We start from the raw sequence: 16,304 nt of genomic DNA, 5'->3' as shown, positions 1-16,304 counted from the left end.
GAGAAAACGCATGGCTAAGGTATTTCCGCTGCACCCGCTGCATCCGGAGCGGATCTGCTGGGGCTGTGACCACTACTGTCCAGCCAGCGACATGCGCTGCGGCAACGGGCAGAGCCGCACCCAGCATCCGGCCGAATTGCTCGGGGACGACTGGTACGACCACGGTGACTGGGGTTTTGAGGTCAGCCCGGGCGACAAATGCGTCAGGCCCAACAGCGCCAGCGTCGCCCAGTCATCGCAGCCAGTTTCTTGAAAGCACCCTATTTATTAGGGACCCTTATTGGTAATTATTGAAATCCTTACTGGCGGTTAGGGAAAATCTTTTGCTATTGACACTAAGGTCAGGAATTCATTCCGTGAGAAAGCCCGCATTCGCGAGCTTTCTCATGACGATTGACTCTAGAAACCCACCTTGAAATAAGAGTCCTCGCCTCGTACCTCATGAAAATAATTCATATCGCCCTGGCACCGCCCATATTCCTTTGGGGCATAGAGCGAGCCGGCCCGCCCATCGGAGCCATAAGGGGGTGAAAAGAGTATTTCAGCCAGCGGAATACTCGCGCAGGAGCTTACTTTTGCATAGTATTCAATAAATCCGCCTTGGCTAGAAAACAGTGAGCCCCATGTCGCTGGTACTTTATAGGCGCCAAGCACGACTTGCTGATGCGTTACAGAGTCGGTAATGCTGCCTCGCCATACGCGTGGGTCAGCTGAATCCCGAGTAATGGTGAGAAGATACTTCCGGCCATGAACCAACTCGTGCTCGGCCGAGCAACTAACGCCTGCTCCGCCATCTGCGCCACCTGTGCAACGAGCGGTATCGACGACTTCTGTTCCACTGCCGAACACCGAGAAAGCCGCAAGCGACTTTCCACCCGGACGCGGGCGCACACCCATGTAACCTACGCTGCCGCCCGAAAAACCATACTGCTGGGCAAAGTAGTAGCCAGCCGCATCGGGAGCACGGACCACAGTGATGGGAAAGGTGATTTGGGTGATCGGCGGGGCAGTGGGAATGTGGTAAGAGAGCGATGCCATTCCACCCGGTGTCACAGGCGGGGGAAACATAGCGAATTGCCACTGTCTCATAGAGGTGTAATCACTGGACCCGCCTTGCGCATTGCACGCGCCAATCTGTATCTCTGCGTTGCTGCCGGCATAGACACGGGCACAATTATGGCTTGGCTGCACGCTTTCCTTGTAGAGATTTTTTGCGAGTCGAAAGGTACCGCCTTCCAATTTCCACTGCTTTGTCGATAATGGAACAGATGTATCACCGTTACAGCTTCCCACAATCAGGTCTGTCGACTGTGGCAGAGCTTGTAGGCAGCTGCCAGCCCCCAAATCGTTGCGATACTTATTTTGGATTAAATAAGTGCCATCTTCCTGTTCCACGAGCCGCCATTGCCTCATGGAAGTGTAATCACTTGGTCCTCCCTGAGCCTCGCAGACGCCGATCCGCACGGATGTGCTGTTCTCGAATGTGCGCATGCAACTGGCCTGCTTTGCCTCCTGTTTGTACTTGCTTTCTATCAGCCCATAGGCGGATTCCCTTGTCTCAAAGGCCGATACGCATGTTACGCAACCTAAAGTGGCAGCAAACGTCATCGTTACGATGGTTACTCGATGCATAATGCTTATCCTTTCAAGTTTTAAAGCGGAGAGGTTAATTTTTATTTTTATAATTCTTAATTAAAAACTCAACATAAACGGCCGGCCAGAGTGTGTCAAGAAGTAGCGCGCTTGTTTAGGTAATCGCCTGAGGCCTTCAAACGCAGTATCTGGGTATCACACTGCCAGCTGGCTTATGAATATGTATGGTCTTGCGTAATCCTTTGGAACCACAATTCTTCTTCATTTTTACGCTCGCACTGTAAATTCTACATATCGCAAATTGCACTTTATTGCGTCCGTTCTCACAAGACGGGCACTTCATCGTTTATTACACGCTTACTACGATAACCAGCGGCTACTACAATGCATCCGTTCACTGTCAAAGCACCTATTGTGCGATCCACTCACACCATGTCTAAGCATGATGCGTAGCTACCGTGCGCCGCTTCGTTGAATAAGGCTATTTTGACTATAGGCGCCCGGTACGACAAACGCAAGCTTATCATCTTTGATTAAACCGACAAATTTTAAAAAGCAGTACCTGTTCCTCCTACATAACCTCATTCGCACGTTTGTTGATCGCATGAACACAGTGTTTATTTACACCTCTCACGCAAAATCATACTGTCTTACCCTGGATGAAACCGGTCTCGTTTGCAAAAAAACGCGGCGGGGACAGCATCGCCTTACAGCTGCCCGACGTTCAAGTGTGCCGCCATTTGCAGCTTCGCTCCGCCTAAGATCATTGATGCAGAATGCGCTTATGCACAGCCAAGTCACCATTGAACGACTCATTCTTCGTGTTATCGGTTAGCTTGCCGGGGTGGGAATCGATACCCCAAGCCCCTATACTTCACCGCCAGTTGTAAAACGTCGCATCGCGGGTACCCAGCTTGCAGTACACCTCAGCTACCAGCGTGCCCAGCGCTGCCTGTTTCAACGCCAATGCAATCTGTTCTTCAGCGTATCGGCTCTTCTTCACGACATGACCTTCTGCTTGTCAAGGTTGCATCATGCCGGATTTTTCTACTTTTAAATGGCCCAGTTTTTTGGTCAGCCTCATATGCACTCGCTTGTACTGGCATAATGGCCTCCTCAGCAGGAGCGCCCTGGTTGCCATGGCAGGCATCATGACATCGCTTCGCCCTCTCCGTCCTCGTGCCTGTCGTCACCACGCGCCCCGCCCTGGATTTTGGCGAGGCAAGCCTTGAACAACACGAACGACGAACCTCTGCGCGTGCTGCGGTTTTGGCGCGACCTGGAAATCTTTAATATTCCAACCGCTCCGACGGCAAAGGAGAATACGGCACAAATCAAAGTCAGCACGCTGCGGCGCCGTGGCCCTCAGGCTACGCTTCCCTGGCATCGCAAGGAATTCGCGCCCACCAAACAGTACGCGTTCCTGCACGCCGTCTACGTAGGTGTTGCTGATGTGGAAGACCTAGCCCGCCTCATGTTGCGCGGCATCGTGCCGACTGACGATCTCAGCGAACGTGAAGTGCAACGCATGAGGGGGCAGGGATGGCTGGCCGCTTTCGTCGCCGACGAGCGCGGCGTACCGCTGCCCAACAGCTACCTGGCCGCGAGCTTCGCGCACGGCGTCGATGCGTTTCGCGAGACCGGTACGCTGAACAACATCAACGCACGGTTACAGCGCGCGCAAGAAGAATTCGCGCAACGCTGCCATCGTCTTGCGCCAGCGAAGGGGAGCAACGAAAGCACAGCGTTCTCATCGAGCACACCGTTGCGATGGGAAGACTTGGAGACCGAGCGGGACGTGGTCTGTGCGCTGCTCGGCGAGGGTGCCAAACAAGCCACGCTGGACTGGCGCGTCGTCGTACGCACCAGCCGGATCAAGCGCAGCAAGCTCAAAGACAATCAGGAAGCGGCTACCGAGTTCTTCAACTCATTCTACCTGGACGACCTTGACCGGCTGATCGATCAAGCCAAAAAACAGCAACCGTTCGGCGCCGCGCTCACGCGCTACCTGGGCGCAGCCATCAAGCCCGAAGAACGGGTGGACATCCTCACCGAACACGCTACGATGGCGCAACTGGTCAGCGCCGCGCGCCTGCCATCTGCACGTTGGCCGGCACCTTCCAAGTACCCACTGGTGCTCGCGCAGCAGGCCGCCGTCGCGCAGGTGCTGCACACGCTGAGCACTGACAGCGGCATCCTCGGCGTGAACGGCCCGCCCGGCACCGGCAAGACCACCCTGCTGTGCGACGTGATCGCCGACATCGTCACGGCGCGCGCCCGGCAGATCGCCGTACTCGACAAACCCACGACCTTGTTCGACAAACCGGTGCAGATAGCCGGCATGAAGTTTTCGCCGCTCAAGCGCACCGTGATCAACGGCACGTCCATCGTCGTCACGAGCAACAACAACAACGCCGTCCAGAACATCACGCAGGTATTGCCAGCCCATGACAAAATCGGCCAAGAATTCGAACCCGCCGCCTACTTCGACGAGGTGATCCGCGAAATCTTCCGCGCGCAAAAAGTCTTCGACGACGAAGGACAGCCAATCGACGGTTGGGGTGTCATTGCCGCCGCGCTGGGCAATGCCGGCAATCGGCGATCGTTTGCCGCAGGCTTCTTCCGGGACGAGCGTAAGGTCAAGCGGCCGACATCCACTGCTGACACGGCAACCCATGTGCCGGACAACGACGGCGACGATGACGACGCAAGAGAAACGACGATGACGGACGCTGCAACCCAGCATGACGCCCTCCTCGACGATCGTCCGTCAACAATGAAGCAGATTTTGGAAGCAGCCGCCCAGGATTACTCGCGCTATCAGGCCGAATGGAAAACTGCGAAACGCGCGTTTCTCGATACGCACGCCGAGGTCGAAAAGCAGCGCGCCGTGCTGGTGGCCGCGGAGCAGGCCGCGCGAGAACTGGATCGCAGCCGAGTGCAATGGGAAACGCTCGAAGCCGCCCTTCAAAGCGCGACGGATACACTCGCCGCGAGTGAACGAGCCCTGGCCGCGTCGCGCGAGCAACAGACCGACCTGCGCGCCCTCATGCACAGTCATCAAGCCGTTCTCGCGCAATGCGAGGCGACCTATCTACCTTCGCTCTGGGATCGCCTGATGCGATGGCTCGGCCGCGAAACGCCCCGCATGATCGCGCGAGGCCACGCGCTCGAAGCCCCCACCCGGGCGCTGAGCGAAGCCAGCACGGCACTCAGTGCGCTCAGCCGCGACATCGCGCAGTGCGAGGCCGCCGTTCAACGCGAGCGTGAACGGCATCAGGCGATATCGCGCGAACTAGCCGCTCTGAGGCGGCAGCGCCAAGTTCACCAGCAGGCCCTCGATGCGGGCTATGCGATCGGTGCCAAGCACTTTCCGGATGACGCGTTCTGGTCCTTGCCCTCCGACACCCGTCATCGCGCCAGCATTGCAGTCAGTCCCGTACTCGATCATCTACGTGCACGGTTATTCCTGTGCGCCATCGACCTGCATCGCGCGACCATTCTCGCCAACGCCGGCAAATTCATTGGCAATCTGCGCGTGGTGCACGGCATGCTAACCAACACGCTGCAGGACAAGCTGCTCGCCAATCAACGGCCACTGCTGTGGGATGTGCTGTTTTTCGTGGTACCTGTCGTATCCACGACCCTCGCCTCGTTCGATCGCCTGTTCATTGGCATGGGCCAGGACAGTCTCGGATGGCTGTTAATCGACGAAGCGGGCCAGGCCACCCCGCAATCGGCCGCTGGTGCGATCTGGCGCAGCCGCCGTGCGGTCATCGTCGGTGATCCGTTGCAAGTTGAACCGATCTTCACCGTGCCGTTGCACGTCACAGAAGCGTTGCGTCGCCGCCATCAAGTCGATCCAGCCTGGTCGCCCGCCGATGAGTCGGTGCAAACGCTCGCCGATCGCATCACGCCGTTCGGCTCCTGGATTAGCACGTCGGCCCAATACACAGACGGCAAGACGCGCACCTGGACCGGCATGCCGTTGCGCACGCATCGGCGCTGTAACGATCCAATGTTCTCGGTCGCCAACCGTATCGCGTACGCCGGCCAGATGGTGCAGGGGCGTGTCGATGACGCGGGACAGCCGCTGTCCACGCCTTTTTCTTGTGTCCTCGGCGACAGCGCCTGGTTCGACGTGGCCTCCACACGCGTGCACCATCCGGTGTCGGACGACGAGCTGGACGTGCTGCGCCAGTGCCTGACCACGTTGCGGCGCGAGCCGGCGCGTGGTGACGATAACAAACCGGCCCGTATTTACGTCATCTCACCGTTGCGCAAAGTGGCCAACGCCTGCGGCGATCTTGTGCGACGTGGTAAATTCGACGGCATCGAGGTCGGCACCGTCCACACATTTCAAGGCAAGGAAGCCGCCATCGTCTTCCTCGTACTGGGCACGGCGCCCGGCCAGCAAGGCGCGCGCGCCCGCGCGTGGGCAACCGATACGCCGAACCTGTTCAACGTCGCTATCACCCGCGCCAAATGCCGTCTGTACGTGATCGGTGACGCACAACAGTGGGGTGGTCTGGACTATGCCAGCGAACTATACACCGCGCTGGCCGTCGTGCGCATGCCGTCCAGCACGCAACCGTGCGGGCCGGCGCAAGATACGCCTTTTCTCTTCGACGCGCAGTGCACACATCAAATACCAGCACGATAGCCACAAAAAGATTACGCAACGACAAACTATCCTCGACGATCATTCCTTCGCCTTTGCGCCGAGCATCCGGAAGATCATCTACACGACGGATGCAATTGAGTCGCTGCATATGCAACTGCACAAGATCATCAAGGCGCGCGGCTACTTCCCGATCAACGAAGCCGCGCTTAAGTTGACATGGCAACGTAGGTGTCCCGTGAGTCGGCGGCGGCAACGCGAGAGGTACAGGCCAACCGCCGACCTTGATCTATCTGTACGTCAACTTCCGATCAGTTTGCGCCCGTAAGATTAGAATTTGTCGTAAAATTCACTCATGGAGCGAATTCCTCGACATCAACTAATCAAACGCCTGCAGACTAACCTGCCCCGCGGAGCGCCGTTCGACGTCGCCACACTGAACCAGCTTGGTGTGTCGTCCCAGCTCGCCGCCCGCTACGTGAGCAGCGGTTGGCTGGTCCGGCTGGCATCGGGCGTATATGCCTTTCCCAACGATGATTTCAATCTCCACGCCACGCTCCGGTTCCTGCAGCAGCGCGTCCCCGGTCTGCACGTCGGCGGCAAAACCGCCCTTGCCTGGCAGGGCGTGCGACACCAGGTCGGCCGGCGCGAGCCCTTGGTGCTGTGGGGCGATACGCGCTTTGCGCTGCCGTCTTGGTTCACCAGCCGCTTTCCCGCGCGTTATATGTATGCCCGATTGTTCGACTGGCCCGATTCCCCCTTCGCCATCCAGACGCTTATCGCACCACCCGATGTACCGGCTGGTGTTCAGGTCGCGGTCCCCGAACGCGCCGTACTTGAACTCCTGTACGACGTCGGCGTCCGTGAAGGATTGGACGACGCCCATGCGGTCTTCGAAGGCCTGCGCAGCCCACGCAAGAAATTGCTCGGTCAGTTGCTCGCCTGCTGTACCAGCGTGAAAACCGTTCGCCTGTGCCTGACCTGGGCGCGCGAGACCAACCTGCTCGATGTCGATGCGCTGCTCGCGCAATTCTCGCTTCCCACCGGTAGCGGCCGGCGCTGGATAAGCCAGCTTCCCGATGGCACACTCCTCGTACTGAGACCACATGGATAAATTCTTCGCCGACACCGTCCGATCACTGCTGCGCATCGCGCCGGATGTCTTTGCCAACGATCTCTTTGCGATGAAGGGTGGCACGGCCATCAACCTGTTTGTGCAGAACATGCCGCGTCTGTCGGTCGACATCGACGTCGTCTATATACCCCGGCAGACACCGCGTGAGGAAGCGCTCTCCACCATTCAACAGGAACTGGCTGCCGTCGAAGAACGGCTGACTCCGCAAGGAGTACGCACCCGCCTCATCGGCAGCAAGGGTCTCAGCGATACCAAGCTTCTTGTCGAAGATGAAACCAGTCAGGTCAAAATTGAAGTCAATACCGTCTTTCACGGCACGGCCCTGCCCATCGAACGGCGCGCGTTGTGTGCGCGAACGACGGAACAATTCACTGCGGAACTGGAACTTCCCGTGCTCGCGCTCGACGAACTCTATGGCGGCAAACTCGTGGCGGCCCTCGATCGCCAGCACCCGCGCGATCTGTTCGACGTCTGGCAGCTTTATCAATCGGGCCGACTGACGCATGGCATGATCGAGTGCTTCGTCGTGTATCTCGCCGGCCATAATCGCCCCATCCATGAGGTGCTGTTTGGCCGCGACAAGAATATTACGCGGAACTACGACAGCAGCTTTGTCGGCATGACCGAAGTGCCTTGCAGTCTGGACACGCTGCTCAATACCCGCCAGCGATTACGGCAGGAACTGCCAGCGCACCTGACTCTCGCGCATCGACACTTCCTGCTCGGCCTGGCGCGTGGCACGCCGGACTGGTCACTCCTCGCCATTCCCCACGCTGCCGAGCTGCCGGCACTACGCTGGAAGCTCGCGAACCTTGAGACCTTCCGCCAAAGACGTCCGGCGGTTTTCGCAAAGCATATCGAGGAACTCGAAACGGCCTTCGCTCGCTACTGAGTCGGACTTGAACAATCTGCCCGGCTCATGCAGCAACGCTATGAAGCTGAAACGGTATTGTGGAATTGAAAGAGGCAGCATATTAGCGTGACTTTTCTGCAAATTTCGACGAGGGTTAAATGGATCCGAAGACGCCGATGCCAAAGGGAGATTTTTTCCGCCAGCCGCTACGCGAGCAGATTACACTGACCATGGCTTAGGTAGTGGTCAACAGCCGCCTTCTTCTGTTCGAGCAAGTACTTCGGCCTCGAACGCACATAACCCGATCGCAAATCATGACATTGTTCGTATTCGCGATGCCAGGATTTGAGCGAGTTCTTTGTCGGATACCCCAGCTGACCAATGGTAGCTGCGATGCGCTTTCCTAGTTTTACGTAGCACCGAACCGCTCGAATGCGCTCTTCATACGAGTACATGAACTACCTCCAAGTAGTCCAAGTTTTCTTTCGCGCCTCCCTCTCAAAAAGCCATTTTTGACCATACAATCCAACAGTTAATAGACTATTGAACCGCCCCGGGAATCGTGGAGGCAGGTTGGTTTAAGTTAAGGCGGGCACACCAGCAGTATTTCTGAGTTGCCTGTAGTAGTTTGCCTCAGCTTCGGCGGGTGGAATATAGCCGAGCGGTTCCATCAACCGATGATGGTTATACCAGGCGAGCCATTCCAGCGTTGCTAATTCGACGGATTCCCTTGTTTTCCAAGGGGTACGCCGATGAATCAGTTCTGCCTTGTACAGGCCGTTGATCGTTTCAGCCAACGCGTTATCGTAGCTGTCGCCACGGCTGCCTACCGATGGCTCGATGCCTGCTTCGGTCAGTCGTTCGCTATACCGAATGCTGACGTATTGCGACCCTCTGTCCGAATGATGGACCAGTGTTCCGTCGTTGCCCGGCTGGCGGGCGTACAGCGCCTGTTCAAGTGCATCCAGAACGAATTCCGTGGTCATCGACGAACTGACGCGCCAGCCAACGATGCGACGGGCGAACACGTCGATCACAAACGCCACGTACAACCAGCCCTGCCATGTCGAAACATAGGTGAAGTCCGACACCCAGAGCTGATTCGGTCGGTCAGCTTTGAACTGGCGGTTGACCCGATCCAGCGGGCGCGGCGCGCTCATATCGGCAATCGTTGTACGCACACGCTTGCCGCGGAGCGCGCCACGCAAGCCCTGCCGCCTCATCAGTCGTTCGACCGTGCAGCGTGCCACCACAATGCCTTCGCGCTTCATCTGTCTCCAGACCTTTGGCACGCCATAGACCTGCATGTTGACCTGCCAAACACGCTTGATCTCGGGTTGCAGAATCTCATCGCGTTTCGCACGGGCGCAGCGTTTGGACGGGTCACGAAGCAGCGCCGTATGGCGTCGGTAGCCCGACGGGGCAATCCGCAAGACCTTGCAGATCGGCTCGACCCCGAAGGTGTCGCGATGCTGATCGACGAAGGCCTTCAGGACTTGAATCGGTTCTCGAGCTGCGCCTGCGCGAAAAACGCACTCGCCAGCTTGAGAATCTCGTTGGTACGGCGCAGTTCCTTGACCTCGCGCTCCAAGACCTTGATTCGCTCGCGCTCGGCGGTGCTCACGCCATCGCGCTCACCGCGATCGACCTGCTCACGCTTGACCCAATCCAACAACGTTTGCGGCGTGCAGCCGATCATCGGTGCAATCGATTCGACTACCGCCCACATCGACGGGTGCTCACTACGCTGCTCGCGTACCAAGCGCACTGCGCGCTCTCGCACTTCCGGGGAAAACTTGCTTGGCTTCTTGTTCATGGCTCCATTTTCTCAAGAGTTGGAGCCTCCACCAAACCCGGTGCGGTTCATAACTGACTACCACATGCACCTCTTGGGGCAGCGACCATTTTTGCTTGTACCGCTCAATCACCTCCAATAGGGCTTGCACTCGCATGGCCGCTTGCGCTCCCCTTACCGTGTGTACCGCTGGACTCTGTCTGCGTCCATCATGCAGCGCAATTTTCCATTGGGCCCCCGCCAGTTCGAGTGACGTTGCCAGTATTACGTTCTCAGCATCGACTCCGGCTAAGTGATCTGTACGCATGATAGCCTCCATTGCGTTCGCCTTGATTCACTTAAGCTTACGACTTAAGCTTCGGTTGGTCTCTCGCTACATAGGATCTAGTTACAGTCCGAGTTGCTAACCCTCGGTGCATCGATGACGCGCCGCCGCATCGAACTGCTGTGCAAACGCCCAATGCAAGTAGTCACCCACACCGTACTCACATTCCCGCTTGCGAGTGCAGGGGTTGCTGGCGTGGCCGCCTGCGCAATGGGTCATCTGCTATGCGGCGGTCGCGTAAGCGATTGCGCACCCGGTGCAGCGGGCCGTCGATGACGGCCCGCTGCATACTCGTTCAATGCCGCGCCGAGTGACGGTCCGGTCGCTGTGCTGACGGTGCTCGACGGTATCCCGGCCCACCAGCTTGCTGAACAGGCTGTCGGGTTCATACAACAACGCCAGCGAGCGCTTTTCGAACTCGTCGAAAAACTCGTCCCACGATATCTCGACCAACGCTTGATGCTCGGAATACGGCGCATCGGGAAACATGATGCGCACGATCCCAACGTCGCCGTCCTGGTGCGTGCTTTCGACCGCGGCTGGCTTGCCGCCGTGCTGCCGCGTCACGTGCGCCCGCGAGCAGGTCTGTCATATCGTCCGCGTGTCTTCCTCAGCTGTGAGAGTTTCTTCGCATAGGCTACGCATGATCATCATTCTGAGCTTAAGATAAAAATTTCGAAATTATATCGTTTACAAAAATCTATTATTTCAAAAAAATCAAACAAAGTGCCGAAAATTTATTTTTTTGGTTACAGAATTTATAGCAAAAAGAAAAATTTCCATCGAAAGAAAATTTATCGCCACAAATATATGGATCTAAGGCCTTGCTAATTTTCGATCTTTGTTCTACTTTAGAATTGCCTGACTGGCAAAGAGCTGGCAGGTATTCCATGACAACTTTAACGAGGTGTTACTATGAACCAAGCACAGCAAGTGAAAGTACGTCCGGTAAGCCCTGAAGAGCGTCGCATCGCACAAAACTACTACTGGTAAGCGGGTGCAGTAGCATAATGGCTGGAGAGTCAGCTTCAGCTCGCTCTCCAGCCAATTTATTATACAGTAATAATAGGATGATATTATGCATGCTGTCGATTATTTTCAGGCGCTCGCTGCGCGTAGTGTACCGGTTGTGACTGATACGACGATTGGCTCAAAAATTGCAAAGAAACATGGCTTTACCACGGTCGACTTTGATAATTTCGATTTCTCGTCGCCTTCCAACACTGCGCTCCTGCTAATCACCACTTACGAAACTCATACGAAACTACGAGATTTATGGGATACGGCAAAAGCCACCCTGGCACATTTGGCATTGGCCAAATTTGATTGCTCGGCGGAAACAATCGATTATTCAATAGCTAAACTTCTGACCGCACCTTTTTCGGACACACTCAACGTGCGCAAGAAGGCATACACGGATATGCTGTGCGCAAACTGCATCGAATTTGATTCGAAAGGTCAAAAATTGATATGCAGATTTAGTGATGACGTATTGATCGCCAATAATAAAGACAAAATGGAGCCCGGTTGGATGTATTCAGTCGCCGAGTTCTTTGAAGCATCAATTGTTAATATTGCGGGAAAGGAAACAAGTTTTGTTATCGATGGCGAATTCCGTTTCGACGGCATGATTTACCTTTGCAATAATGCAGAATTGAAGCAAAAATTTGGAAATGTGCTAACCCAATTAATGAAAAATTGTGCCATCGGAAATAACACAATTTATTTTAAAAATAGCGCTGCTGAAAAAATTTTAATCGGCGGAGTGGATGTTACGGAACAGTTCGTCAGCATGTTCAGCAAGCTTGAGCAAGGCGTAACGGCAATGGAGATCGCGCTTGGATGCGTCGACTATCCAGAGCCTGTAGACTGGAACCGGAATTCCGTGATTAATGAAGGCACGTTAGGATTGCATGTTGGTATTGGGATGGGTTTGGAAATGCCGCATATCGATTTCATTTCTTCGCGAGCACGGGTTGTGGGGGCAGTCGAAACCTAAACAATCACTATCGCTCTTTACTCGTTGTAACTTATCCTATAACGTAGAGCAGCAGTGAGTGCATTTGAAATTCGATGACGACAGTAAATAACGGCTCGCAATTCGCCGGAAAATTGCTGGAATGTGTGGATTTATAACGGCTTGACTTTATTTGCTCGAGCAATTCGATTAAAAATGCATACATATAAAATTTTAAAGAGCCCTTTTAGAACAAATGCTCAGACGGATACAGCGGTTGATATTGAGCAAGCTTATTTTTAAACCAAATTGAAAATATGGTCATGACTGGTACCCAAGTCAGGTCACCACACCTTTCGTGCAGAAATTCCAGCTTGCACACACCTTCTACACATCTTGCAGTTGAATTAAAATCCTTAGTATATAATGTCAATATAAGTCACAACGAGAATGTCAAGTTTTATAAACTTCATACTCAATCTCATGATCAGCAGAAATTGACGAATAGTATAAATAAATGGAAGCCGAACATTATTTTCATAAATTAATTACACGTCGCATACCGATTGTTACGGACACAATTGCAAGTGCAAAGATTGCAAAAAAACATGGTTTTGCGGCAGTAAGTTTTGATGATTTTGATTTTTTAAATCCTAAAAATGCCGGCCTTCTTTTAATTACCACTTATTCAAAATATAAGAGGTTAAAAAATTTATGGGATATTTGCAAAGCTACAGTGACTCATCTTTCAATAGTTAAGTCAGACTGCTCACCGCAAACAATTGACTATGCCCTCTCCAAACTTTTATCGCTGCGCTTTACTGATACACTGAAAAGGCGTTCGGATGCATATGCAGATATGCTTTCAACACAGTGCGTTGAATTTGGATCGCAAGGCGAAAAAATTTCTTGTCGATTTGGTGAAGAAATTTTGGTTGTAAATAACTCAAAAGCAATGGAAGCCGGTTTCCTCTATTCTGTAACCGAGTTCCTTGAGGCATCACTAATAAATCTTATCAACAAAAAACCAAGCTTTATCTTAGATGGAGTATTCTGTTTTGATGGCATTATATTTCTATGTAATAACGCCAAGCAAAAAGAAAATTTCGGCAATCAGATTAAGCATTTTATGAAACGCTGCTCCGCAGGAAATAATCGACTAATCATCAAAAACAATATTGCCGAAAAAATTATAATCGGCGGCATAGATGTGACAAATGAGTATTTGAGTCTATTTGGGAATCTCAAGCACAGTTCGATTGCCATGGAGTTTGCAATTGGCTGTGCAGATTACACCAATACCGTAGATTGGTCAAAAAATTCATTATTAAATGAAAGTACAGCTGGCGCTTATATTGGTATCGGGATGGGGTTACAAATGCCCCATATTGATTTTATTTCCTCTAAAGCAAAGATCGTAAATAAGTCTCCTCACCTGGAGGTAGGACAATAGATGAAGACCTTCCTAGTTAAGACCAGCCAATCAAGACATCAGCAAATTGATGAGCAGATAAAGCAAAAGGGACGCGGAATAAATATCGAATCGCCTCTCAAAACGAATGCGCAAATTATCCAAGTTGGCAAACTACGCACGTGCTCTGCGGTATTTTTACAGTCGATTCACGCAGTGATGCCACGCTGTTTCAGATAGCGTCGGCTTGAACACTGTCACATTTTGACAGCTGACGCCCTTAATCATAATTTTCAGGTAGCTCTTCGATATTTGCTTAATTTTCAAAAAATTTATTAATTTAAAGTTTTTACTACTTTATGAAAAACAAATTTACCCATATAAATTCATCAATTTACCCATTAACATCACTGCAGCTTGGCATTTGGCAGATCCAGAAATCTTTTCCAGACAGCCCTCAGTTTAATATAGCGCAATTTACAGAAATCAATGGCGCAATTGATCCCATTTTATTTGAGAAATCTTTACAGCAGGTAGTGATGGAAGCGGAAGTGCTTCGTCTTCAATTCATCGAAAAAAACGAAAACGTTCAGCAGCATGTCGGCCTCCCTGTTTGGTCCATGCCAGTCATCGATGTCAGTACTGAAGTCGACCCGCACGCCAGCGCTATGGCTTGGATGAAAAAGGAATGTCAACAAGCGTTCAACCTTTTGCATAGCCCGTTATTTTATTTTGCCTTGATTAAGGTCACAGCAAATCGATTTTTTTGGTACCATCGGTATCATCACATTGCGATTGACGGTTTCGGGTGCTCCCTAATTACGAAGCGCGTAGCGCAAATTTATAGCATGCTGACCCAAGGCGTAGTAATAAATACGCGTCCCTTTGGCCCAATTTCAAGGCTATTGGAAAATGATGCTGCATATAGAATTTCTTCACAATACACAGAAGACGAGGCCTATTGGGTAAAATATTGCACTAATTTACCTGAGCCAGTAAGCTTTACAAGTCTACGAGCTCCAATCTCTAAGGACTATTTAAATCAAACAGCTTATGTAGATAGGCCCGACATAAAAGGCCTTCCCGCCCGCAATCTTGTCGTACTTATCACGGCTGCAATGGCCGCCTATCTTCATCAATTCACCCACTCTCAAGACCTGATATTAGGCGTAATGTTTAAATCTCGCTTTGGCGAAGATCGGTACATCCCTGGATTAGTATGCAATAAATTACCGCTTCGACTGACTGTACAGCCTGGTATGAGCCTAGCAGTATTAAAAGAGCAAACTGCCAAAACAATTCGAGAAATATTGTCACATCAACGTTATCGAACTCAGGCTCTACGCCGTGCACTTAAATTAACAAAAAATCAGCGACTATACGGCCCATCAATTAATTTTATGCCACCTGACTATAACCCAGACTTTGGAGTACATCCATCAAAAACTTATGCCGTATCAACTGGTCAATCCGAAGATATTTGGATTACCTTATATAATCAATCTCATAAATCTCCATTACAAATTAACCTTAACGCAAACCCTGCACTTTACACAATAGATGATCTGACTATGCATCATAATCAGCTCCTGAAACTCATGTATGCATTTGTTGACACGCCTCATCGCTTGGTCGGCGACGTCGATCTAGGTTTTGTCAAGTCGGATTTGTAAAACGAGGTAGGACTTGCAGTCACATTGCCCTCGCCTATCACCTGGCCCTTGACGGACATCTCGACCGTCTTCTTCTGCGATGGAAGTCGTAAGTCCTGTTCGATGCGATAGGCCGTAGCACGCTAAATCCAGCGCATGCGGCTACCGTGGACGGGCTTGCATGCCTCGCCAGCATTCTCCTCCTAATTGACGCACTGTTCTCAGTTCGATTGACGCGCGGCAATTCAAATCGGAGTCCATTTGCAAACTCAGTAAAAGGTCAGACGCACGCACCACGAAGTGATGAGTAGCACTGTGCGATGCGGCGTTCGGATCAAAGTCCATGACAAGCTCGATAAGGGATAAGGCATGAGGCAAGCGCAACGCGAAGCGATGCTGCACAGTAGGCTAGCCCAAAGCGGTTGGATCAGCGCAGTGGCGAACAAAAATGATGAGATTGATGGCGGATCATGCCATTAATTACCTGACACCCGAACCATTCGCCCGAGTAACCTACCCGCAGCTTTGCTAATCGATTTTCCAATCTTAGGACTTTGGCCTGTTTCTCCGCCGCCACGAGGTCCGCCCCACAGTGCTCACAGGGATCGCCACCGAAGCCGTCGATTAGGTTTTGGGGAATGCTGCGGCACAGATAGTAAACGCCGCCGCGCCGCGTCAGGTGTGTTGCCACCCGACTCTCCACTAGCTCACGTGTAACACGCACGTAATTTGCGTAGCAATCGGAACAGGCGACAAATAAAGAAAACCCCGGTTCTCCGTGAAGAACCGGGGTTTCCACCGCCCTATACCGAAGTACTGGCGGAGACGGAGGGATTCGAACCCTCGATCCAGGTTTTGGCCCAGATGCTCCCTTAGCAGGGGAGTGCCTTCGACCTCTCGGCCACGTCTCCCGAAACTTCGCTCGCGTAGGGAGTCCACGCGACGAAGGCAAGATCATAGCG

11 protein-coding genes, 1 tRNA gene, 3 pseudogenes and 1 other annotated feature are annotated in these 16,304 nt (G+C 52.8%); of the genes and pseudogenes, 8 read left to right on the top strand and 7 right to left on the bottom strand.

Annotation, left to right across the window (positions count from 1 at the left end):
* Positions 1 to 10 precede the first annotated feature (10 nt).
* Positions 11 to 253 carry a DUF3079 domain-containing protein gene (locus tag RA167_RS04875; protein WP_076786795.1) on the top strand — a complete coding sequence of 81 codons (243 nt, stop codon included), beginning with the start codon at positions 11 to 13 and terminating at the stop codon, positions 251 to 253.
* Between the two features lie 146 nt (positions 254 to 399).
* On the opposite strand, the gene RA167_RS04870 is transcribed toward RA167_RS04875, so the two are convergent.
* Together RA167_RS04870 and RA167_RS04865 are read right to left on the bottom strand one after the other, a co-directional pair.
* Complete coding sequence (locus RA167_RS04870; protein ID WP_139337101.1) at positions 400 to 1,632, bottom strand: RICIN domain-containing protein; 1,233 nt, start codon at positions 1,630 to 1,632, stop codon at positions 400 to 402.
* Positions 1,633 to 2,470: 838 nt separating this feature from the next.
* A pseudogene (locus RA167_RS04865) lies at positions 2,471 to 2,596 on the bottom strand (transposase); the annotation flags it as partial.
* Between the two features lie 225 nt (positions 2,597 to 2,821).
* Here RA167_RS04865 and RA167_RS04860 point away from each other — a divergent pair.
* From RA167_RS04860 to RA167_RS04845, 4 genes and pseudogenes are all read left to right on the top strand, one after another.
* Positions 2,822 to 6,256, top strand: a complete 3,435-nt coding sequence (locus RA167_RS04860) for a DEAD/DEAH box helicase (protein WP_076786792.1) — start codon at positions 2,822 to 2,824, stop codon at positions 6,254 to 6,256.
* Between the two features lie 46 nt (positions 6,257 to 6,302).
* Positions 6,303 to 6,437 (top strand): annotated as a pseudogene (locus RA167_RS04855) (transposase); the annotation flags it as partial.
* A 132-nt stretch (positions 6,438 to 6,569) separates the two neighbouring features.
* Positions 6,570 to 7,328: a type IV toxin-antitoxin system AbiEi family antitoxin domain-containing protein gene (locus RA167_RS04850; RefSeq protein WP_076786790.1), complete on the top strand. Its 759-nt coding sequence runs from the start codon at positions 6,570 to 6,572 to the stop codon at positions 7,326 to 7,328.
* Positions 7,321 to 8,241 (top strand): nucleotidyl transferase AbiEii/AbiGii toxin family protein, encoded by a 921-nt coding sequence (locus RA167_RS04845; RefSeq protein WP_076786788.1) that lies wholly within the window; start codon positions 7,321 to 7,323, stop codon positions 8,239 to 8,241. Before RA167_RS04850 ends, RA167_RS04845 begins: the two co-directional genes overlap by 8 nt.
* A 182-nt stretch (positions 8,242 to 8,423) precedes the next feature.
* Here RA167_RS04845 and RA167_RS04840 read toward each other — a convergent pair.
* From RA167_RS04840 to RA167_RS04830, 3 genes and pseudogenes are all read right to left on the bottom strand, one after another.
* Positions 8,424 to 8,657 (bottom strand): annotated as a pseudogene (locus RA167_RS04840) (IS3 family transposase); the annotation flags it as partial.
* A 123-nt stretch (positions 8,658 to 8,780) separates the two neighbouring features.
* A protein-coding gene (locus RA167_RS04835; protein WP_139337100.1) for an IS3 family transposase occupies positions 8,781 to 10,018 on the bottom strand; the annotation gives its coding sequence in 2 pieces (ribosomal slippage) (positions 8,781 to 9,727 and positions 9,727 to 10,018; 1,239 coding nt in all).
* Positions 9,621 to 9,737 (bottom strand) — a sequence feature (AL1L pseudoknot). Its footprint overlaps the gene before it by 117 nt.
* A gap of 526 nt (positions 10,019 to 10,544) precedes the next feature.
* Positions 10,545 to 10,889 carry a hypothetical protein gene (locus RA167_RS04830; protein ID WP_076786784.1) on the bottom strand — a complete coding sequence of 115 codons (345 nt, stop codon included), beginning with the start codon at positions 10,887 to 10,889 and terminating at the stop codon, positions 10,545 to 10,547.
* A gap of 511 nt (positions 10,890 to 11,400) precedes the next feature.
* Here RA167_RS04830 and RA167_RS04825 point away from each other — a divergent pair.
* The 3 genes from RA167_RS04825 to RA167_RS04815 all read left to right on the top strand — a co-directional run bounded on the left by RA167_RS04825 (position 11,401) and on the right by RA167_RS04815 (position 15,363).
* Positions 11,401 to 12,321 (top strand): hypothetical protein, encoded by a 921-nt coding sequence (locus tag RA167_RS04825; protein ID WP_076786781.1) that lies wholly within the window; start codon positions 11,401 to 11,403, stop codon positions 12,319 to 12,321.
* A gap of 475 nt (positions 12,322 to 12,796) precedes the next feature.
* On the top strand, positions 12,797 to 13,732 hold the full coding sequence (locus RA167_RS04820) for a hypothetical protein (RefSeq protein ID WP_139337099.1): 936 nt from the start codon (positions 12,797 to 12,799) through the stop codon (positions 13,730 to 13,732).
* A 317-nt stretch (positions 13,733 to 14,049) separates the two neighbouring features.
* The gene (locus RA167_RS04815) at positions 14,050 to 15,363 is read left to right on the top strand and encodes a condensation domain-containing protein (protein ID WP_076786777.1); all 1,314 of its coding nucleotides are present in this window, start codon (positions 14,050 to 14,052) and stop codon (positions 15,361 to 15,363) included.
* 406 nt (positions 15,364 to 15,769) lie between these two features.
* On the opposite strand, the gene RA167_RS04810 is transcribed toward RA167_RS04815, so the two are convergent.
* Positions 15,770 to 16,033 carry a hypothetical protein gene (locus RA167_RS04810; RefSeq protein ID WP_139337098.1) on the bottom strand — a complete coding sequence of 88 codons (264 nt, stop codon included), beginning with the start codon at positions 16,031 to 16,033 and terminating at the stop codon, positions 15,770 to 15,772.
* A 126-nt stretch (positions 16,034 to 16,159) separates the two neighbouring features.
* Positions 16,160 to 16,253 (bottom strand) — tRNA-Ser (locus RA167_RS04805).
* Positions 16,254 to 16,304 lie beyond the last annotated feature (51 nt).

Origin of the sequence: Mycetohabitans endofungorum, from assembly GCF_037477895.1 — a bacterium.
GTDB lineage: Bacteria > Pseudomonadota > Gammaproteobacteria > Burkholderiales > Burkholderiaceae > Mycetohabitans.
Note: the sequence above shows the minus strand (reverse complement) of the source record. Positions and strands in the feature narration are given on the sequence as shown.